This is a genomic window from Caldimonas sp. KR1-144, assembly GCF_049446155.1.
GTDB lineage: Bacteria > Pseudomonadota > Gammaproteobacteria > Burkholderiales > Burkholderiaceae_C > Rivibacter.
Window position 1 is genome coordinate 69016 of sequence record NZ_JBMSEE010000012.1, and the last position, 18250, is coordinate 87265.

General features: G+C 69.5%; 20 protein-coding genes. 11 read left to right on the plus strand and 9 right to left on the minus strand.

Annotated features, from left to right (window positions below; genetic code table 11):
* Positions 1-29: 29 nt before the first annotated feature.
* Positions 30-935 carry a transglycosylase SLT domain-containing protein gene (locus ACO2TI_RS22420; RefSeq protein WP_423287651.1) on the minus strand — a complete coding sequence of 302 codons (906 nt, stop codon included), beginning with the start codon at positions 933-935 and terminating at the stop codon, positions 30-32.
* A 250-nt stretch (positions 936-1185) separates the two neighbouring features.
* On the opposite strand from ACO2TI_RS22420, the gene ACO2TI_RS22425 reads away from it, so the two are divergent.
* The gene (locus ACO2TI_RS22425) at positions 1186-2751 is read left to right on the plus strand and encodes a UbiD family decarboxylase domain-containing protein (RefSeq protein ID WP_423287653.1); all 1566 of its coding nucleotides are present in this window, start codon (positions 1186-1188) and stop codon (positions 2749-2751) included.
* 256 nt (positions 2752-3007) lie between these two features.
* Here ACO2TI_RS22425 and ACO2TI_RS22430 read toward each other — a convergent pair whose 3' ends face one another.
* The 7 genes from ACO2TI_RS22430 to ACO2TI_RS22460 all read right to left on the minus strand — a co-directional run bounded on the left by ACO2TI_RS22430 (position 3008) and on the right by ACO2TI_RS22460 (position 7883).
* Positions 3008-3766 carry a 3-hydroxyacyl-CoA dehydrogenase gene (locus ACO2TI_RS22430; RefSeq protein WP_423287655.1) on the minus strand — a complete coding sequence of 253 codons (759 nt, stop codon included), beginning with the start codon at positions 3764-3766 and terminating at the stop codon, positions 3008-3010.
* 112 nt (positions 3767-3878) lie between these two features.
* Entirely contained in the window at positions 3879-4532 is a 654-nt protein-coding gene (gene adk, locus ACO2TI_RS22435) for an adenylate kinase (protein WP_423287657.1), read from the minus strand.
* Positions 4533-4729: 197 nt separating this feature from the next.
* Complete coding sequence (gene kdsB, locus ACO2TI_RS22440; RefSeq protein ID WP_423287659.1) at positions 4730-5485, minus strand: 3-deoxy-manno-octulosonate cytidylyltransferase; 756 nt, start codon at positions 5483-5485, stop codon at positions 4730-4732.
* Positions 5486-5492: 7 nt separating this feature from the next.
* Complete coding sequence (locus ACO2TI_RS22445) at positions 5493-5678, minus strand: Trm112 family protein (RefSeq protein ID WP_423287661.1); 186 nt, start codon at positions 5676-5678, stop codon at positions 5493-5495.
* Between the two features lie 5 nt (positions 5679-5683).
* The gene (lpxK, locus tag ACO2TI_RS22450) at positions 5684-6754 is read right to left on the minus strand and encodes a tetraacyldisaccharide 4'-kinase (protein ID WP_423287663.1); all 1071 of its coding nucleotides are present in this window, start codon (positions 6752-6754) and stop codon (positions 5684-5686) included.
* A gap of 14 nt (positions 6755-6768) precedes the next feature.
* On the minus strand, positions 6769-7203 hold the full coding sequence (locus ACO2TI_RS22455) for an ExbD/TolR family protein (protein WP_423287802.1): 435 nt from the start codon (positions 7201-7203) through the stop codon (positions 6769-6771).
* A gap of 23 nt (positions 7204-7226) precedes the next feature.
* Positions 7227-7883, minus strand: a complete 657-nt coding sequence (locus ACO2TI_RS22460; RefSeq protein WP_423287665.1) for a MotA/TolQ/ExbB proton channel family protein — start codon at positions 7881-7883, stop codon at positions 7227-7229.
* Positions 7884-8266: 383 nt separating this feature from the next.
* On the opposite strand from ACO2TI_RS22460, the gene xseA reads away from it, so the two are divergent.
* Positions 8267-9574 (plus strand): exodeoxyribonuclease VII large subunit, encoded by a 1308-nt coding sequence (xseA, locus tag ACO2TI_RS22465; RefSeq protein ID WP_423287667.1) that lies wholly within the window; start codon positions 8267-8269, stop codon positions 9572-9574.
* 124 nt (positions 9575-9698) lie between these two features.
* Positions 9699-10280, plus strand: a complete 582-nt coding sequence (locus ACO2TI_RS22470; protein WP_423287669.1) for a superoxide dismutase — start codon at positions 9699-9701, stop codon at positions 10278-10280.
* A 52-nt stretch (positions 10281-10332) separates the two neighbouring features.
* On the opposite strand, the gene ACO2TI_RS22475 is transcribed toward ACO2TI_RS22470, so the two are convergent.
* The gene (locus ACO2TI_RS22475; protein WP_423287671.1) at positions 10333-10800 is read right to left on the minus strand and encodes a DUF192 domain-containing protein; all 468 of its coding nucleotides are present in this window, start codon (positions 10798-10800) and stop codon (positions 10333-10335) included.
* 69 nt (positions 10801-10869) lie between these two features.
* On the opposite strand from ACO2TI_RS22475, the gene ACO2TI_RS22480 reads away from it, so the two are divergent.
* The 8 genes from ACO2TI_RS22480 (at position 10870) to ACO2TI_RS22515 (ending at position 18243) form a co-directional block, all read left to right on the plus strand.
* Positions 10870-13116 carry a heavy metal translocating P-type ATPase gene (locus tag ACO2TI_RS22480; protein ID WP_423287673.1) on the plus strand — a complete coding sequence of 749 codons (2247 nt, stop codon included), beginning with the start codon at positions 10870-10872 and terminating at the stop codon, positions 13114-13116.
* Positions 13117-13124: 8 nt separating this feature from the next.
* Positions 13125-13286 (plus strand): cbb3-type cytochrome oxidase assembly protein CcoS, encoded by a 162-nt coding sequence (ccoS, locus tag ACO2TI_RS22485; protein ID WP_423287675.1) that lies wholly within the window; start codon positions 13125-13127, stop codon positions 13284-13286.
* A gap of 87 nt (positions 13287-13373) precedes the next feature.
* Positions 13374-14834 carry a cytochrome-c oxidase, cbb3-type subunit I gene (gene ccoN, locus ACO2TI_RS22490; protein WP_423287677.1) on the plus strand — a complete coding sequence of 487 codons (1461 nt, stop codon included), beginning with the start codon at positions 13374-13376 and terminating at the stop codon, positions 14832-14834.
* 19 nt (positions 14835-14853) lie between these two features.
* Complete coding sequence (gene ccoO, locus ACO2TI_RS22495) at positions 14854-15486, plus strand: cytochrome-c oxidase, cbb3-type subunit II (protein ID WP_423287679.1); 633 nt, start codon at positions 14854-14856, stop codon at positions 15484-15486.
* 10 nt (positions 15487-15496) lie between these two features.
* Positions 15497-15652 (plus strand): cbb3-type cytochrome oxidase subunit 3, encoded by a 156-nt coding sequence (locus tag ACO2TI_RS22500; RefSeq protein ID WP_423287681.1) that lies wholly within the window; start codon positions 15497-15499, stop codon positions 15650-15652.
* Positions 15649-16560, plus strand: a complete 912-nt coding sequence (gene ccoP / locus ACO2TI_RS22505) for a cytochrome-c oxidase, cbb3-type subunit III (RefSeq protein ID WP_423287683.1) — start codon at positions 15649-15651, stop codon at positions 16558-16560. Before ACO2TI_RS22500 ends, ccoP begins: the two co-directional genes overlap by 4 nt.
* 22 nt (positions 16561-16582) lie before the next feature.
* Complete coding sequence (gene ccoG / locus ACO2TI_RS22510; RefSeq protein ID WP_423287685.1) at positions 16583-18013, plus strand: cytochrome c oxidase accessory protein CcoG; 1431 nt, start codon at positions 16583-16585, stop codon at positions 18011-18013.
* Positions 18010-18243 carry a nitrogen fixation protein FixH gene (locus tag ACO2TI_RS22515; protein WP_423287687.1) on the plus strand — a complete coding sequence of 78 codons (234 nt, stop codon included), beginning with the start codon at positions 18010-18012 and terminating at the stop codon, positions 18241-18243. Before ccoG ends, ACO2TI_RS22515 begins: the two co-directional genes overlap by 4 nt.
* The last annotated feature ends 7 nt before the right edge of the window (positions 18244-18250 follow it).

The following is an 18250-nucleotide window of genomic DNA, read 5'->3' on the forward strand; positions in this document are numbered from 1 at the left end:
GAGCGAGTGTAGCGGAGCCGGCCCGGCGCTCAGCGCAGCAGGGCGACTTGCCGACCGTCATCCGACGGCGCGTGCTTCGCTTCGGTGGCCTCGGCAGCCGGCGCCGGCGGCGTGCCGGGCGATGCGACCGGCACGCTGACCACCAGGGGCGCCAGCGGCGAGACCGATCGACCGGCCACCACCTGGCGCAGGTGCGCCTGCTCGGCCAGCACCTTGCCGGCGTAGCCGCCGTCATCGACCATGTTCGCGGCGCCGACGTAGTACTTCAGGCCGCCTTCCAGCGAGCCGGCGCGCGAGATGCACTCGCGCAGCACCTGCACGCCGACGCGCAGATTGGTCACCGGATCGAACGCCGCATGGCTGCCGCCGAAGGTCTCGTACTTGTCGTCGTGCACCCGCGTCATCACTTGCATCAGCCCCTGGGCTCCGACGGGGCTCTGCGCAAACGGGTTGAAGCCGGACTCGATGGCCATGATCGCGAGGATCAGCGTCGGGTCCAGTTGGGTGCGCTGACCCACGTCCCAGGCTTCCTTGACGAGGCGGCCGACCGGCTCGACCGCCACGCGGTAGCGCCGCGACAGCCAGTTGGCGACGGCGGCCTGCTGGCGGGTGAGCTCCTTGACGTCGGCGGCCGTCGCGCGCTGGATCGCGCCGGGTTCGGCCAGGGCGACCATCAGGTTCGGGTCGGCATCGACGCGCGCTTCCTGGCGCGACTGCAGCCAGCCGAGCGCGCGCTCTTCCAGCTGATGGCGCAGGTCGGCGCGCCCGGCCAGGAACAGGCAAATGCCCACGACCGCCAGGCCCACCAGGGCGAGCGAGTTGTGGCAGACCTCAAGCAGACCTTGCGCGGCGTCCTTGGCGAACACGGCGATCGGCCGTCCGATGCGGCGCGCCGTACGGGCCAGCGCGTCCTGTGCTGTGGCCAACGCTGTCATGGTTGTCCTTTCTTCTCGTGGCGGTGCGAGCGTGGCAACGGACATGCCGTCGTCGACGCCCACCCCGCAGCGATAATCCTTCGCGGTTACAAATCTGGCCAGAGGCCGTGCGCCCGCGAAGCTTCGATGGGCAGCGTCACGCCATTCAAATGGCGCGGGTAATCCCTTGGTGAGGGAAACGGCGCGCAGTCTAGGAATCGTGAAAATAACGTGTCAACCCTAAAGGGTCGGCGTTTAATTATCAAAAATTATGAAGTACGCTGACCTTCGCGACTTTTTGCACGGCCTGGAAGGGCTCGGCGAGCTGCGACGGATCCGCGAACCTGTATCGACGCGGCTCGAGATGACAGCGCTCGCCAACCGGGTGCTTCGCGCGGAAGGCCCGGCGCTGCTGTTGGAGTGCCCGATCCAAGGGGGCCAGAGTTACAAATTCCCGGTGCTGGCCAACCTGTTCGGCACGCCTCGCCGGGTGGCGCTGGGCATGGGCGCGGATTCGGTCTCGCAGCTGCGGGAGGTCGGCCAGCTGTTGGCGTCGCTGAAGGAGCCCGAGCCGCCGCGCGGCTTGCGCGACGCGGGTCGCCTGATGCAGATGGCCAAGGCCTTATGGGACATGAAGCCGGCGACGGTGCGCTCGGGCCCGTGCCAGGAGATCGTGCGCGAGGGTGGCGATGTGGATCTGGCCGACTGGCCCGTCCAGTGGTGCTGGCCCGGCGACGCCGGGCCGCTGCTGACCTGGGGCTTAGTCGTCACGCGCGGTCCGCAAAGCGTCGTGCAGCCGCGCCGGCGCCAGAACCTGGGCATTTACCGTCAGCAGGTGATCGGGCCGCGCCAGGTGATCATGCGGTGGCTGGCCCACCGGGGCGGGGCGCTGGATTTCCGCGACTTCGCCTTGGCTCACCCTGGCCAGCCGTTCCCGATCGCCGTCGCCTTCGGGGCGGATCCGGCGACCATTCTCGGCGCGGTGACGCCGGTGCCGGACTCACTGAGCGAGTACCAGTTTGCCGGCTTGCTGCGCGGCGGGCGGACCGAGCTGGTCGACACCCGTGTCGGCGAGGGCGATCTGAAGCTGCAAGTGCCGGCGCGCGCGGAACTGGTGCTCGAGGGGCACATCCCGGTTGCCGAGCCGGGTTTCAACGGCATGAGCGAGCATGGCGTGCCGCTCAAGGAGCGCGGCGGCTACCTGCACGCCCTCGAAGGGCCGTTCGGCGACCACACCGGCTATTACAACGAGCAGGACTGGTTTCCGGTGTTCGAGATCGATCGCCTGACCCATCGGCGCGACGCGATCTACCACTCCACTTACACCGGCAAGCCGCCCGACGAGCCGGCAGTGCTGGGGGTGGCGCTCAACGAGGTCTTCGTGCCGATCCTCCAGAAGCAGTTTCCGGAGATCGTCGACTTCTATCTCCCGCCGGAGGGGTGCAGCTACCGCATGGCCGTGATCAGCATGCGCAAGGCCTATCCGGGCCACGCCAAGCGGTTGATGTTCGGGCTGTGGAGCTTTCTGCGCCAGTTCATGTACACGAAGTTCATCGTCGTGACCGACGACGACGTCGACGTCCGCGACTGGAAAGAAGTGGTCTGGGCGATCACGACCCGCATGGACCCGGCGCGCGACACGACCCTGGTCGAGCAGACGCCGATCGACTACCTGGACTTCGCTTCGCCGATTTCGGGCCTGGGCGGCAAGATGGGCCTGGACGCCACGAACAAGTGGCCGGGCGAGACAGCGAGGGAGTGGGGACGCCCGATCACGATGGATGCCGAGGTCGAGGCGCGGGTCGAGAGCCTGTTTCAGGCGCTCCAGCGTGGCTGAACCGCCTATCAATCGCCGGGGCCGGGTTCATTGGCAGTGCCTGCTGGCGGGCGTCATTTGCGTCGCCTAAGGTTCATGAGCCTGTCATCAGGCAAACCCAAAAGGCGCAGTCTCTGCGCGCCAGGCGCCCCGGACCTCATCTCTCCGGAGCACCGCGGTGGTGACACCACCTGCCCCTCCCCACCAGTCCGGTCGGGAGGGGTATCTATTTGGGCAGCCGCTTCAAGCTTCTAGATGGGCAGCCGCCCGTGGCGGTTCAGCGTGGTGCGAGCCGGATCGCGCCATCGAGGCGGATCACCTCGCCGTTCAGCATCTCGTTGGTGACGATCTGGTGCACGAGCTTCGCGTAGTCCTCGGCGGTGCCGAGGCGGCTGGGGAAGGGAACGCTGGCGGCCAGCGCGTCCTGCACCTCCTGCGGCATGCCGAACAGCATGGGCGTACCGAAGATGCCCGGGGCGATCGTCATGTTGCGGATGCCGTTGCGCGCCAGGTCGCGAGCGATCGGCAGTGTCATGCCGACCACGCCGCCCTTGCTGGCCGCGTAGGCGGCCTGGCCGATCTGGCCGTCATAGGCCGCGACCGACGCGGTCGAGATCATCACGCCGCGCTCGCCGGTGGCCTCGGGCTCGTTCTTGCACATCGCTTCGGCGGCCAGACGGATCATGTTGAAGCTGCCGACGAGGTTGACCATGATGGTCTTGGTGTAGACCGCCAGCGGATGCGCGCCGTCCTTGCCGACGGTCTTGACCGCGGGAGCGATGCCGGCGCAGTTCACCAGCCCCATCAGCTTGCCGAGGCTCACGGCCTTGGCGACGACGGCCTGGCCGTCGGCTTCGCTGGAAACGTCGCACTTCACGAAGGCGCCGCCCAGCTCCTTGGCGACTGCCTCGCCCTTGTCGGCCTGCAGGTCGGCGATGACGACCTTGCCGCCTTCGCGCGCGAGCATGCGCGCCGTGCCTTCGCCCAGGCCCGAGGCGCCGCCGGTGACGATGAAGACCTTGCCTGCGATGTCCATGATGTCTGCTCCTGTGTCGTGGATCGGCTTGACGTTGACGTTAACGTCAATTCGAGGGCGGGAAAAGGGCCGCGCGAAGGCGGCCCCGATAGGATGAACGACGCGACGCGGCTCAGGCCAGCGCAGCTAGCGCGCGCGCGGTGATGTCGTCGACCGAACCGAGGCCCGGGATCTTGCGGTACTTGGGTGCCTGCGCGTCGCCGGTCGCGGCCCAGGCGGCGTAGTAGTCGACCAGCGGGCGGGTTTGCTGCTGGTAGACGTCGAGGCGCTTCTTGACCGTTTCTTCCTTGTCGTCGTCGCGCTGGATGAGCTCCTCGCCCGTCGCATCGTCCTTGCCGGGCGTCTTGGGCGGGTTGAACTTGACGTGGTACGTGCGGCCGGAGGCGACATGCACGCGGCGCCCGCTCATGCGCTCGATGATGGCCTCGTCGGGGACGTCGATCTCGAGCACGTAGTCGATCTTGACGCCGGCGGTCTTCATGGCCTCCGCCTGCGGGATCGTGCGCGGAAAGCCGTCGAACAGGAAGCCGTTGGCGCAGTCGGGCTGCGTGATGCGTTCCTTGACCAGGCCGATGATGATGTCGTCGCTCACCAGCCCGCCGGCGTCCATGACCTTCTTGGCCGCAACGCCCAGCGGAGTGCCGGCCTTCACCGCAGCGCGCAGCATGTCGCCGGTGGAGATCTGGGGAATGCCGAACTTCTGGCACAGAAAGGCGGCCTGCGTGCCCTTGCCGGCGCCGGGCGCGCCCAACAGGATCAGTCTCATCGGAATCCTCGGAGTTCTTGTGCTTGAGGCGACGCGCGTCGTGCGCGGCGTCCGCGCAGGGAATTCGCCTGTTCGGCGACCGTTCGCGCGCTGGGCCCGGTGTTGAGTGCAGGATATCACGCACCCTTTCGCCAGACTGACTCGCGCGGGCCGGGTGAAACCCTGCGCCAGAGCGAGACAGCGGCGCGCCGCCGGGCTTAGCGCGCGAACAGCGAGCGCACGCGCGCGAGGTCTTCGGGCGTATCGACGCCGGGGCCCGGACGGGCCGCGCTCACGTGCACGGCGATGCGCTCGCCGTGCCACAGCACGCGCAGCTGCTCGAGCGACTCGATCGCTTCGATCGGGCTCGGCGGCAGCGTGGGGTAGCGACGCAGGAAGCCGGCGCGATAGGCATACAGCCCGACGTGGCGCAGCGGCGGTGGGCTGGGCAGGCGATCGATGCCGTTCGCGTTGGCGTCGCGCCACCAAGGGACCGGCGCGCGCGAGAACATGAGCGCGCGGCCGGCCGCGTCACAAACGACCTTGACCACGTTCGGGTTCGTGAACTCGGCGACGCTGTCGATCGCGTGCGCGGCGGTCGACATGACGCATTCACTGTGTGTTGCCAGCAGTGCCGCGCAGGCGTCGATCAGCGCCGGCTCGATCAGCGGTTCGTCGCCTTGCACGTTGACCACCAGCGCCTCGTCGGCCAGGCCCAGCAGGTCGCAGGCCTCGGCGAGGCGGTCGCTGCCGGTGGCGTGGTCGACGCGCGTGAGCACCGCGCGCACGCCGTGCGTGGTGCAGGCCTCGACCGTGCGCGCATCGTCGGCGGCGACCACGACCTCGCGCGCGCCGCTGCGCGCCGCCCGTTCGGCGACGTGCACCACCATCGGCTTGCCGGCGATGTCGGCCAGCGGCTTCATCGGCAGCCGAGTCGATGCCAGGCGCGCCGGGATCAGGATGGTGAAGCTCATGCGCGACTCAGGCTGCGGGCGCCGAGCTGTCGTCGGTCGAGCGCGCCTCGCCCTCGAGCATCACCGGGATGCCGTCGCGGATCGGGAAGGCCAGCCGGTCGGCGGCACAGACCAGTTCGTGCGTTTCGCGCTCGTGCGTCAGCGGCCCTTTGCAGATCGGGCAGACGAGCAGTTCCATCAAGCGGGTGTCCATGGCATTCAGGGGAGTCGGCCGGGCGGCGCGCCGATCGCGGCGTCGAGCGCGACCCACAAGGCGGGATCGGGTGCGTAGTCTAGTGGCGCAACCCACACGCGCGTCGCGGGCCGTTCGCGCGCGATGCGCTCGGGGCGCAGCTTGACCGCGTCCTTCTCGGTGACGAGCAGATCGGTCACGGTCGCAGGCCATGGCAACACGTCGAAAGTCGCATGGTCGGGCAGGGGCATCGGCGTGAACCGCAACCCATGCGCGGAAAGTAGCTCGAAGAAGCCCTGCGGCCGCGCGATGCCGGCGAGCGCCCAGACCTGGCGAGCGGCGGCGGCCGGGTCCGCCAGCGCCACCAGCGCGCTCGCGTCCGCTTGACCGGCCTGCCACCAGGCCGCCAATGCGACCAGGCCCCTCAGCCGGCGCCGCGCCAGAAAGCCGGGCAGCGGTGTCGAGGCACGCTCGGCGTTGTAGAGCACCAGCTGCGCCGGTGAGCGCGGCGCGGCGTCGATCGGCTCGCGCAGCGGGCCGGCCGGCAGCAGCCAGCCGTTGCCGGCACCGCGCGCATCCCACACCCACAGCTCCACGTCGCGACCGAGCGCGAGGTGCTGCCCGCCATCGTCGCTGACGATGATGTCGACCTCGGGATGCGCCGCCCGCAGCGCATGCGCCGCCGCGACGCGGTCGCGCCCGACCGCGACCGGCGCGCCCGATCGCAGGCGGATCAGCAGCGGCTCGTCGCCGACCTCGGCCGCATCGCTGGCGGGCGTAACCAGGCGCGCAGCATCGCCGCGTCCACCGTGGCCGCGCGAGATCACGCCGGCTCGCCAGCCGCGCGCGCGCAGATGCGCGACGACCGCCAGCACCGTGGGCGTCTTGCCGGCGCCGCCGGCGATGCGGTTGCCGACCACGATCACCGGCACGTCGAGCCGCGCCACCGGCCGACGCCCGTCGGCAAAGGCGGCGCGCCGACGCGCCGCAAGCCATCCGTAAAGCCATGACAGCGGCAGCAGCGCGAGCGCCGGCGGGCCGCGCCGCGCCCATGTGCGCTGCAGCGCCGCTTCCAGCCAGGCGCGCGCGGTGGGCACCGGGCCCCGCGCGCTCAGCGCGCCTCGGCGCCGTTGGCGCGCGAACTCTGCGTCGCGAAAGTCAGCTGCGACAGCCCGGCGCGGCGTGCGGCGTCCATCACGTTGATCACGCTCTGGTGCGCAGCGGCAGCGTCGGCGGTGATGATCACCATGCGCTCGCCCTGGCCCTCGGCGGCGATCGCCATCGCCTGCGCGAGCTCGTCGACGCCGCGTCCGGCCACCGCCTGGCGGTTGACCATGTAGCGACCATCGGCGCTGACGGCGACGACGATCTCCTTGGGGTGGTCGCGCGCCTTCTCGGCGTCGGCGACCGGAAGGTTGACCTTGAGCTCGGTGTAGCGCGAGTAGGTCGTCGTCAGCATCAGGAAGATCAGGATCACCAGCAGCACGTCGATGAACGGGATCAGGTTGATCTCCGGATCTTCGGTGCGCCGGTGGCGGAAGTTCATCGTCGAGCGCTGCTGCATCGCGCTCACTCCGGCGCCTTGACGGTCGCGTTGGGCTGCGTGCGCAGCAGCGAGAAGCGCAGCAGGTGCGGCACGAGCCGCTCGGCGGCCTGCTCGAACTCGATCGCGTACTCGTCGACGCGGCCGCGGAAGTAGCGATAGAACATCAGCGCCGGGATCGCGATGATCAGGCCGAACGCCGTGTTGTACAGCGCGATCGAGATGCCGTGCGCCAGTTGCTCGGGGTTGCCGCCGGTGGGCGACTGCGAGCCGAAGATCTCGATCATGCCGATCACGGTGCCCAGCAGGCCCAGCAGGGGCGCGGCCGCGGCGATCGTGCCCAGCGTGTTGAGATAACGCTCGAGGCGATGCACGGCGGCGCGGCCGGTCGACTCGAACACCGTGCGCAGCGCCGGCTCGCCGATGCGCGGCTCGGTCATCACCGCCTGCACGCCGCTGGCCAGCACCTGGCCGAGCACCGAGCTCTTGGCGAGCTTGCCGACCACGTCGGGCGAAGGCAGGCTGTTGCGGCTGACGGTCAATACCTCGTCGAGCAGGCGCGGCGGCGCGATCTTGATCGTGCGCAGGCTGACGAAGCGTTCGATCACCAGGGCCAAGGCCACGATCGAGCAGAGGATCAGGGGCCAGATCGGCCAACCGGCCGCTTGTATGATCGTCAGCAAAGGGCAGTCTCCTGCGTGCGGGGCAAGCGAAACGGCGCGGATTATCGCGTGCAGTGCCTCGCGGGCCATCGTCTGAAAGCCTTCGCGACGGCATCTGTCGTCGCGGCGCCGCAGCCCGCAAGCCGCCATCCACCGTTCGTGTGGATAACTTTGTGGGCAACCCTTGGCGCCGCGGCGGCAGAGCCCGAATTTCCACGCTCGGGCACAGATTGCTCAATCCGTGAGCAGAAAAAAGTTGTTGTATTTCAAGGCCTTGCGCGAATATTTCCGCGAAATGACAGCACAGTCGGGCGCCAAGCCGCATTCCGCTTGGCTTGTGGAGTTCCGGCCCTGCAATGGCGCGGCTTGCGGCGCGATGCGCGCCGCGCGAATCGGGGGTGCCGATGGCTGCGCTTGATGGCGGCGCACCGCTCGGTCGGCAGGTCTGGAGCGTCGCCGGGCTCGTGCATGCGGTGGCCGACGCGCTCGCGGCGCGTTTTGCCGTCGTGTCGGTGCGCGGCGAGATCGGCAACTTCACCCGCGCTGCCAGCGGGCATTGCTACTTCACGCTCAAGGACGCCGATGGCAGCGCCGCGCTGCGTTGCGCGATGTTCCGTCGCGCGGCCTCGCTGCTCACCGAGATGCCGAAGGAGGGCGACGAGGTCGAGCTGCGCGGGCGCGTGGCGGTCTACGAGCCGCGCGGCGAACTGCAGTTCGTCGTCGAGTCGCTGCAGCGCGCCGGCGCCGGCGCGCTCTACGAGCGCTTCTTGCGTCTGAAGGCGCAGCTCGAGGCCGAAGGCCTGTTCGATCCGGCGCGCAAGCGGCCGATCCCGCTGTATCCGCGGCGCATCGGCATCGTCACCTCGCTGGGCGCCGCGGTCCTGCGCGATGTCGCGACCGCACTGGCGCGCCGTGCGCCGCAGGTCGAGCTGCTGGTCTATCCCAGCGCGGTGCAAGGCGCCGAGGCGCCGGGCCAGCTGGCGGCGGCGATCGCGCTGGCGTCGCGGCGTGCCGAGGTCGACGTGCTGCTCGTGTGCCGCGGCGGCGGTTCGCTGGAGGACCTGTGGGCCTTCAACGAGGTCGCCGTGGTGCGAGCCATCGCCGCGTGCGAGATGCCGGTGGTCAGCGGGGTCGGCCACGAGACCGACGTGACGCTGGCCGACTTCGTGGCCGACCTGCGCGCGCCGACGCCCACGGCCGCGGCCGAGCTCGCCGCGCTGCCGCGCGCCGACCTGCTCTCGACCCTCGACGTGCTGGCGCAGCACCTCAGGCGCACGCTCCACGCGCGCCTGGACCTGCAGTCGCAGCGCCTGGACCGCGCCGCGCTGCGCCTGGCGCGCCCGGCGCAGGCGCTGGCCGGCCATCGCCAGCGGCTGGCGATGCTGGCGCAGCGCATCGGCGTCGCGCCGCGCGTTCGCCTCGAGCGCGAGCGTCAGGCCATGGCGCGCGAGGCCGTGGCGCTGCGACATGCTGTGCAGCTGCAGTTGTCCGAGCGCCAGCGTCGCGTGCAGTTGCTCGACGCGCGACTGGCCGGGCTCGATCCGCAGCGCGTGCTGGCGCGCGGTTATGCACGCCTGACGGATGCACAGGGCCGCACGCTGATCTCAGTGGCGCAGATGCACGCGGGCGAGACCATCGAGGCCGTGCTGTCCGACGGCCGTGCGCAGGCGCAGGTGCTGTCGGTCGAGCCGGCCCCCTCGCCGGCGCGCTGAGCCGAGCCACGCAAGCCAGCACGGCGATCAAGGCCGAAGGCGCTGCCTACAATCGTTTTCGGAATCGAACGAAACCACCACTGCGCCGACAACCGGTCACCCACCCTCAAGGAAGGACACCGACATGGAACACACCCTGCCGCCGCTGCCGTATGCGATGGACGCCCTCGTGCCGCACCTCTCGAAGGAGACCTTCGAGTACCACTACGGCAAGCACCACGCGGCCTACGTGACCAACCTGAACAACCTCATCAAGGGCACGGAGTTCGAGAACGCCTCGCTCGAGGACATCATCAAGAAGTCCAGCGGCGGCATCTACAACAACTCGGCGCAGATCTGGAACCACACCTTCTTCTGGAACTGCATGAAGCCGCAAGGCGGCGGCGAGCCCTCGGGCGCGCTGGCAGCTGCGATCAACGCCAAGTGGGGCAGCTACGCGGCGTTCAAGGAAGCATTCACCAAGAGCGCGGTCGGCAACTTCGGTTCAGGCTGGACCTGGCTGGTGAAGAAGGCCGACGGCTCGGTCGACATCGTCAACATGGGCGCGGCCGGCACGCCGCTGACCACGGCCGACAAGCCGCTGCTGACAATCGACGTCTGGGAGCACGCCTACTACATCGACTACCGCAACGCGCGCCCGAAGTTCGTCGAGACCTTCTTGAACTCGCTCGTGAACTGGGGCTTCGCGGAAAAGAACTTCGCCTGAGGCGAGATCTTCACCGCAGCGAAAAGGCCGGTCAGCGACCGGCCTTTTTCGTTCATCGCGGCTGGACGATGCCGCCGATCAGCGCGCCGGGGGCGATACCGCGCTTGGCGAACCAGCCCTGGTTCATCTCGAGCACGTAGCGCACCGGCTTGGTCGAGCAGTGCGAGTCCAGGGTCTGCGGCTTCATGTCGGCAAGGTTGACGATGCGGCCTTGGTCGTCGATGAAGGCGGCGGTCAGCGGGATGCGCGTGTTCTTCATCCAGAAACATTGCGTGCCCGCGCGCTCGAACACGAACAGCATGCCCTCGTTGGCGCCCATCGCATCGCGATGCATCAGGCCGATGGCGCGCTGCTCGTCGTTGCGCGCGACCTCGGCGCGGATCAGGTGCATGCCCGCCTGCAGCTGCACGGCGGGAAGGCGTTGCGGTGCGTCCTGGGCAACGGCGCCGAGGGCCGCCAGCGCGGCGGCGGCGATGGCAAGTCGGGTGGCCGGTCGCGCGGTCGAAAACTTGAGCTGCATCAGTCGGTCATCAAGGGGGCACGGCTAGATTAACGCAGCCGTGTTGCCGCGGCGCTGACAGCGCATGCCATGCACGCCGCAAGCCTCGATCCCCGCCATGCCGCCGCGCTCGCCGACGAAAGCGAGCTGGCCGACTGCACCTCCTGGCGACAGCGCCCCGACGGCCTGCGCGAGGCGACCACCCGCCTGGCCCTGGGCGGCCTGCATTGCGCGGCTTGCGCCGGCCTGATCGAGGCCGCGCTGTGCCGCGTGCCGGGCGTTGCCGGCGCCGAGGTCAATGCGGCCGCGCAGCGCGCCAGCGTGCGCTGGGATCCGGCGCGCACCTCGGCCGCCAGCCTGATCGACGCCGTGCAGCGCGCCGGCTACAGCGCCCATCCGGCACGCAGCGAAGCCGCCTTGCAGGCCCAGCGCAACGAGGCGCGCCTGGCGCTGTGGCGCCTGTTCGTTGCCGCCTTCTCGATGATGCAGGTGATGATGGTCGCGACGCCGTCGTACGTCGCGGCACCCGGCGAGCTCGCGCCCGATCTCGATGCGCTGCTGCGCTGGGCCGGCTGGGTGATGACGCTGCCGGTGATGTTCTTCTGCGCAACGCCGTTCTTCCGCGGCGCCTGGCAGAGCTTGCGCGCCGGGCGCGTCGGCATGGACGTGCCGGTCGCGCTCGGCATCGCGATCGCCTTCGTCGCGTCGACCGGCGCGACCGTCGACCCCGGCGGCGCGTTCGGTCGCGAGGTCTGGTTCGATTCGCTGACGATGTTCGTCGCCTTCCTGCTGGCCGGGCGCTGGCTCGAGCAGCGCCTGCGCCTGCGCAGCGCCGGGGCGCTCGACGCCTTGCTGCGCGAGCTGCCCGACAGCGTCGAGCGTGCGCTGCCGGGCGGAGGCTGGGAGCGCGTGGCGACTTCGCGGCTCGCGGTGGGCGACCACGTGCGCATCGTCGCCGGCCAGGCCTTTGCGGGCGACGGGCGCATCGTGCAGGGCCGCACCAGCGTCGACGAGGCGCTGCTGTCCGGCGAATCGCGCCCGGTCGAGCGTGGACAGGGCGATGAAGTCGTCGCCGGCAGCGTGAATCTCGCCGCGCCGGTCGAGGTGCTGATCGAGCGGCTCGGTGCCGACACGCGCCATCGCCAGATCGTCGACCTGATGGAGCGTGCGTTGTTCGAGCGGCCGGCGCTGCTGCGCATGGCCGACCGCGTGGCCGCGCCCTTCGTCGTCGTGGTGCTGCTGGTCGCCATGCTGGCGGCCCTGGTGTGGCAGGCCGTCGATCCGTCGCGCGCGCTGTCCGTTGCGATCGCAGTGTTGATCGTGACCTGCCCGTGCGCGCTGTCGCTGGCGGCACCGACCGCGCTGCTGGCAGCCGCGGGGGCGCTGGCGCGCCGCGGCGTGCTGGTGCAAAGGCTCGACGCGATCGAGGCATTGGCGCGCGTCGACGTTGCGCTGTTCGACAAGACCGGCACGCTGACCGAAGACCGGCTGAGCCTCGTGCAGGCGACGCGCCGCGACGGCGGCGTGCCCGACCAGCGCGAGTTCGCGCGCGCGGTGGCGTTGGCGCAGCAGTCGTCGCATCCGCTGGCGCGCTCGCTCGCGTCGCTGCGCGCGTCGACCGGCTTCGAGGGCTGGCGCAGCGTGCGCGAGGAGCCCGGGCGCGGCGTCGAGGCGATCGACGAGGCGGGTCGCGCGTGGCGGCTCGGCTCGGCCGCGTGGGTCGGCGTCGACACGGGCGAGCCGCAGCGGCGCCCCGCGGTGTGGTTTGCGCCGCTTGGTCAAGGCGATCGCGCGCTGCGCTTCGAGTTCGATGAGGTGCTGCGCGCGGATGCACTCGGCCTCGTCGAGGGCCTGCGCGCCGATGGCGTCGAGTCTCGGCTGCTGTCGGGCGACCAGGCGAGCCCGGTCGCGGCGGTCGCCGAGCGCCTGCACTTGCGGACCTGGCGGCACGGCGCAAGTCCGCAGGACAAGCTCGCTGAGCTGCGGGCGCTGCAGCGCGCCGGCCACCGCGTGCTGATGGTCGGCGATGGCCTGAACGACGGCCCGGTGATCGCACAGGCCGACGTCTCGGTCGCGCTGGGCCACGGCGCGGCGCTCGCGCAGCAGCGCGCCGACATGGTGGTGCTCGGCTCGCGCCTGGGCGCCGTGCGCGAGGCGCGCGCGCTCGCGGCGCGGGCAATGCGCACGATCCGCCAGAACCTCGCGTGGGCGCTGTTCTACAACGCCGCCAGCGTGCCCCTCGCGCTGGCCGGCTGGCTGCCGCCCTGGGCCGCCGGACTGGGCATGGCGGCCAGCTCGCTGATCGTGATCGGCAATGCGCTGCGGCTGGCGCGCTGAGTTCATCGATGGACATCCTCTACCTCCTGCTGCCGCTGTCGGTGCTGCTCGTGCTGGGCCTGATCGCGCTGTTCGGCTGGGCATTGCACGGCGGCCAGTTCGAGGATCTCGAACGCGAGGGCCAGCGCGTGCTCGACGCGATCGACACGGGCGAACCGCCCGTAGCTTGATGCCGGTCAAGCCCGCCGCGCGCCCCGCTTTCGAGAATTCGACCCATTGCGAGGAACGCCCTGCCGGGGCGCATGAGGAGTGCAATGATGAGTCGAGGATCAGCCGCTTCAGCGTCCGCGCAGGCCGCGCCGGCTGCGGCCTATGCCGATCGCACGGTGCGCCTGTTCGCGCTCGCCGCGGTGGTGTGGGGCGTGGTCGGCATGGCGGTCGGCGTGTTCATTGCGGCCCAGCTGGCTTGGCCCGAGCTCAACTTCGGCATCCCTTGGCTCAGCTATGGCCGGTTGCGGCCGCTGCACACGAACGCGGTGATCTTTGCGTTCGGCGGCTGCGCGCTGTTCGCCACCAGCTACCACGTCGTCCAGCGAACCAGCCAGACGAAGCTGTTCGCCCCCTGGCTGGCGGACTTCACCTTCTGGGGCTGGCAGGCCGTGATCGTCGCCGCGGCGATCACGCTGCCGCTGGGCTACACGCAGGGCAAGGAGTACGCCGAACTGGAGTGGCCGATCGACCTGCTGATCGCTGCCGTGTGGGTGGCCTATGCGATCGTCTTCTTTGGCACCATCGGCAAGCGCCGCGTGCGCCACATCTACGTGGCCAACTGGTTCTTCGGCGGCTTCATCCTCGCGGTGGCGCTGCTGCACATCGTCAACAGCGCCGCCATGCCGGTGAGCCTGTGGAAGAGCTACTCGGCCTACGCCGGCGTGCAGGACGCGATGGTGCAGTGGTGGTACGGCCATAACGCGGTGGGCTTCTTCCTCACCGCCGGCTTCCTGGGGATGATGTACTACTACATCCCCAAGCAGGCCGAGCGCCCGGTCTACAGCTACCGCCTGTCGATCGTCCACTTCTGGGCGCTGATCTTCACCTACATGTGGGCGGGTCCGCACCACCTGCACTACACCGCGCTGCCCGACTGGGCGCAGAGCATCGGCATGGTGTTCTCGCTGGTGCTGCTGGCGCCGAGCTGGGGCGGCATGATCAACGGCATCATGACGCTGTCGGGCGCATGGCAGAAGCTGCGCGACGACCCGATCCTGAAGTTCCTCATCGTCGCGCTGTCGTTCTACGGCATGTCGACCTTCGAGGGGCCGATGATGTCGATCAAGACGGTCAACGCGCTGTCGCACTACACCGACTGGACCATCGGCCACGTTCACTCCGGCGCGCTCGGCTGGGTGGGCCTGATCTCGATGGGATCGCTGTACTACCTGATCCCGCGCATGTTCGGCCAGACGCGCATGTACAGCGTCAAGGCCATCGAGCTGCACTTCTGGATCGCGACCATCGGCATCGTGCTCTACATCGCCGCGATGTGGATCGCCGGCGTGATGCAAGGACTGATGTGGCGCTCGGTGAACCCCGACGGGACGCTGGTCTACAGCTTCGTCGAGAGCGTCAAGGCAACCTATCCCTTCTACGTGATCCGCTTCGCCGGCGGCCTGCTGTACCTTGGCGGCATGCTGCTGATGGCCTGGAACGTGGTGAAGACCGCGATGGGCGGCGACCGTGCCGCAGCGCTTGCACGTGCCGTCCCGGTCGCGGCCTGAAGCAGGGAGCAACAACGACATGAACGCATCCCACGACACGGCCTCGCGCGGCTTCACGCACGAGCGCATCGAGACCAACAACTTCCTGATGATCGTGCTGATCGTGCTGGTGGTGGCCGTCGGCGGCATCGTCGAGATCGTGCCGCTGTTCTTCCAGCGCAGCACCACCCAGCCGGTCGACGGCCTCAAGCCCTACACCGCGCTGCAGCTCGCCGGGCGCGACATCTACCTGCGCGAAGGCTGCTACGGCTGCCACTCCCAGATGATCCGCACGCTGCGCGCCGAGACGCTGCGCTACGGGCCGTACTCGCAGGCCGGCGAGTTTGTCTACGACCATCCGTTCCAGTGGGGCAGCAAGCGCACCGGGCCGGATCTCGCACGCGTCGGCGGGCGCTACAGCGACGAGTGGCACCGCATCCACATGCACAACCCGCGCGACCTCGTGCCGGAGTCGAACATGCCGGCCTATCCGTGGCTGGCCACGGCGCCGCTCAAGCCCGAGGAGGCCGAGCCCAAGATGCGCGCGCTGCGCACGCTGGGCGTGCCGTATCCCGACGAGCAGATCGCCGGCGCCGCTGCCGAGCTCAAGGGCAAGACCGAGCTCGACGCCCTTGTGGCCTACCTGCAGGTGCTCGGCACCGCGGTGAAGTGAGGAGGGCGCGATGGACATCAACGACGCACGCATTGCGGTGACGGTGCTGCTGTTCGCGGCCTTCATCGGCATCGTGGCCTGGGCTTGTGCGCGCAGCAACCGCGCGCGCTTCGACGAGGCCGCGCTGCTGCCGTTCGCCGACGAAGAAAAAGGGAGAAAGGCATGAGCGATTTCGTCTCGAACGGCTGGTCGATCTTCGTCGCGGTGGTGACGATCGTCGGTCTGGTCGCCTGCTTGTGGCTGTTGGTGGTCGCGAGCAAGCGCACCGTGATGGCCAACGACAACACCACCGGTCACGTCTTCGACGGCGACCTGCGCGAGATGAACAACCCGCTGCCGCGCTGGTGGATGGTGCTGTTCGTGCTGACGGTGGTGTTCTCGATCGTCTACCTGCTGCTGTACCCCGGGCTGGGCAGCTCCAAGGGGCAGTTGGGCTGGACTTCGCCGGGCGAAGTGGCGTCCGCCAACGAGCGGGCGCGCTCGCAGATGGAGGCCGTGTACGCGCGCTTCCAGCCGATGAGTGTCGAGGCCCTGGCGCAAGACGCCGGCGCGCGCGCGATCGGCGAGCGGCTGTTCCTGAACAACTGCGCCACCTGCCACGGCTCGGACGCGCGCGGCAGCAAGGGCTTTCCTAACCTGACCGACGACGACTGGCTGTGGGGCGGCAAGCCCGAGAACATCGTCGAGACGATCACCAAGGGGCGCCAGGGCATGATGCCGCCGATGGCGGCCGCGCTCGGCAGCGCCGAGGACGCGCGCAACGTTGCGAACTACGTGCTCAGCCTGTCGGGCAGCCCGCACAACAACATCGCGGCCCAGCTCGGCAAGAGCAAGTTCGGCGCCTGCGCGGCCTGCCACGGCATCGACGGCAAGGGCAACCAGGCACTCGGCGCGCCGAACCTGAGCGACCGCATCTGGTTGCACGGATGGGGCGAGGCAGCGGTGATGGCGATGATCACCAACGGCAAGCACAACCAGATGCCGGCCTTCGGCGAGCGTCTCAGCGACGTGCAGGTCCGCATCCTCGCCGGCTACGTGACCGGCATGCGCGGTCAGACCGTGGCGGCGCGATGAACGTCATCGGGAAGGCGGGCGGATGAACGAGTCCCCGGCCCGCGCAGGCGATGCGACCGTCGAGATCGTGTCGCTCTACCGCAAGGAGGCGACCATCCATGCGCGTGCCGTGCACGGCTGGTTCGCCGCCTGGCGCTGGGTGTTGGTGTGGCTCACCCAGCTGGTCTTCTACGGCCTGCCGTGGCTCACGTGGAATGGTCGCCCGGCGGTGCTGTTCGACCTGATCGAGCGGCGCTTCTACATCTTCGGCCTCGTCCTCTACCCGCAGGACTTCATCTACCTCACGGCGCTGCTGATCGTCTGCGCCTACGGCCTGTTCCTGTTCACTGCGGTGGCGGGGCGACTGTGGTGCGGCTACGCCTGCCCGCAGACGGTCTACACCGAGATCTTCATGTGGGTGGAGGAAAGGCTCGAAGGCGACCGCAACGCGCGCATCCGCCTCGATGCGTCGCCGTGGACCTTGGAGAAACTGCTGCGCCGCGGCGGCAAGCACCTCGCGTGGGGTGCGATCGGGCTGTGGACCGGCTTCACCTTCGTCGGCTATTTCACGCCGATCCGCCAGCTGTGGGCGGGTGCGATGTCCTTCGGCCTGGGCCCCTGGGAATCGTTCTGGATCCTGTTCTACGGCTTCGCCACCTACGGCAACGCCGGCTTCCTGCGCGAGCAGGTATGCAAGTACATGTGCCCGTACGCGCGCTTCCAGAGCGCGATGTTCGACCACGACACGCTGATCATCAGCTACGACCCGGGCCGCGGCGAGCCGCGCGGCTCGCGACCGCGCAGCATGGCGCATGCCCAGCTTCGCGGCCAGGGCAAGGGCGATTGCATCGACTGCACGCTGTGCGTGCAGGTCTGCCCGACCGGCATCGACATCCGCCGCGGCCTGCAGTACGAATGCATCGGCTGCGCCGCCTGCATCGACGTGTGCAACGGCGTGATGGACAAGATGAGCTACCCGCGCGGCCTGATCCGCTACGCGACGCAGCGCGAGATCGATGGCGGCGCGCGCCTTGGCTGGCGGCGCGTGCTGCGCCCGCGCGTGCTCGTGTACTCGCTGGTGCTGCTGCTGATCTCGGTGGCCTTCGTCGCATCGGTGGCGCTGCGCGCGCCGCTGCGCGTCGACGTGGTGCGCGATCGCGGCAGCCTGGCGCGGCTGGTGGAGGACGGTCGCATCGAGAACAGCTACCGCCTGCAGCTGATGAGCTCGTCCGAGGCGGCATTGCGCGTGCAGGTGTCGGTGCGCGGCATAGACGGCGCCAAGGTGCTGACGCGCTCGGCGGTCACCGAGCTCGGCGCGGCCGAGTCGCGCTGGCTGCCGCTGGCGGTGCAGGTGCCGCCCGAAGCGGCGCTGTCGATCGGGCCCGGTGCGCATCGCATCGAGTTCGTGATCGACGTTCAAGGTGCCGGCCGCGCGCCGGTGATCGAAACCTCGACTTTCGTGGTGCCGCGATGACGACCCAAGCTGCGTGCGCGCCGTGGTGGCGCTTTCCGATCGTCTGGCTCGTGATCGCCGGGCCGCTGGCGGTGGTGGTGGCGGGTGTGCTGACCGCCGTGCTGGCGGTGAACGGCGCCGACGCCAGCGTGCCGGCGGTGCCGGTCACGCGCGAGCGCAGCGCCGCGCCGGCAATGGCCGGACGCAATCACGCGGCGACGCCGCTGCCTTCGGGCAGCGCTTCTCGCTGACCGCGGT

Coding starts and splice junctions, on each gene's coding strand:
- ACO2TI_RS22420 (WP_423287651.1), bottom strand. CDS start 935: ATGACAGCGTTGGCCACAGCACAGGACGCGCTGGCCCGTACGGCGCGC.
- ACO2TI_RS22425 (WP_423287653.1), top strand. CDS start 1,186: ATGAAGTACGCTGACCTTCGCGACTTTTTGCACGGCCTGGAAGGGCTC.
- ACO2TI_RS22430 (WP_423287655.1), bottom strand. CDS start 3,766: ATGGACATCGCAGGCAAGGTCTTCATCGTCACCGGCGGCGCCTCGGGC.
- adk (WP_423287657.1), bottom strand. CDS start 4,532: ATGAGACTGATCCTGTTGGGCGCGCCCGGCGCCGGCAAGGGCACGCAG.
- kdsB (WP_423287659.1), bottom strand. CDS start 5,485: ATGAGCTTCACCATCCTGATCCCGGCGCGCCTGGCATCGACTCGGCTG.
- ACO2TI_RS22445 (WP_423287661.1), bottom strand. CDS start 5,678: ATGGACACCCGCTTGATGGAACTGCTCGTCTGCCCGATCTGCAAAGGG.
- ACO2TI_RS22455 (WP_423287802.1), bottom strand. CDS start 7,203: ATGAACTTCCGCCACCGGCGCACCGAAGATCCGGAGATCAACCTGATC.
- xseA (WP_423287667.1), top strand. CDS start 8,267: ATGGCTGCGCTTGATGGCGGCGCACCGCTCGGTCGGCAGGTCTGGAGC.
- ACO2TI_RS22470 (WP_423287669.1), top strand. CDS start 9,699: ATGGAACACACCCTGCCGCCGCTGCCGTATGCGATGGACGCCCTCGTG.
- ACO2TI_RS22475 (WP_423287671.1), bottom strand. CDS start 10,800: ATGCAGCTCAAGTTTTCGACCGCGCGACCGGCCACCCGACTTGCCATC.
- ACO2TI_RS22480 (WP_423287673.1), top strand. CDS start 10,870: ATGCACGCCGCAAGCCTCGATCCCCGCCATGCCGCCGCGCTCGCCGAC.
- ccoS (WP_423287675.1), top strand. CDS start 13,125: ATGGACATCCTCTACCTCCTGCTGCCGCTGTCGGTGCTGCTCGTGCTG.
- ccoN (WP_423287677.1), top strand. CDS start 13,374: ATGAGTCGAGGATCAGCCGCTTCAGCGTCCGCGCAGGCCGCGCCGGCT.
- ccoO (WP_423287679.1), top strand. CDS start 14,854: ATGAACGCATCCCACGACACGGCCTCGCGCGGCTTCACGCACGAGCGC.
- ACO2TI_RS22500 (WP_423287681.1), top strand. CDS start 15,497: ATGGACATCAACGACGCACGCATTGCGGTGACGGTGCTGCTGTTCGCG.
- ccoP (WP_423287683.1), top strand. CDS start 15,649: ATGAGCGATTTCGTCTCGAACGGCTGGTCGATCTTCGTCGCGGTGGTG.
- ccoG (WP_423287685.1), top strand. CDS start 16,583: ATGAACGAGTCCCCGGCCCGCGCAGGCGATGCGACCGTCGAGATCGTG.
- ACO2TI_RS22515 (WP_423287687.1), top strand. CDS start 18,010: ATGACGACCCAAGCTGCGTGCGCGCCGTGGTGGCGCTTTCCGATCGTC.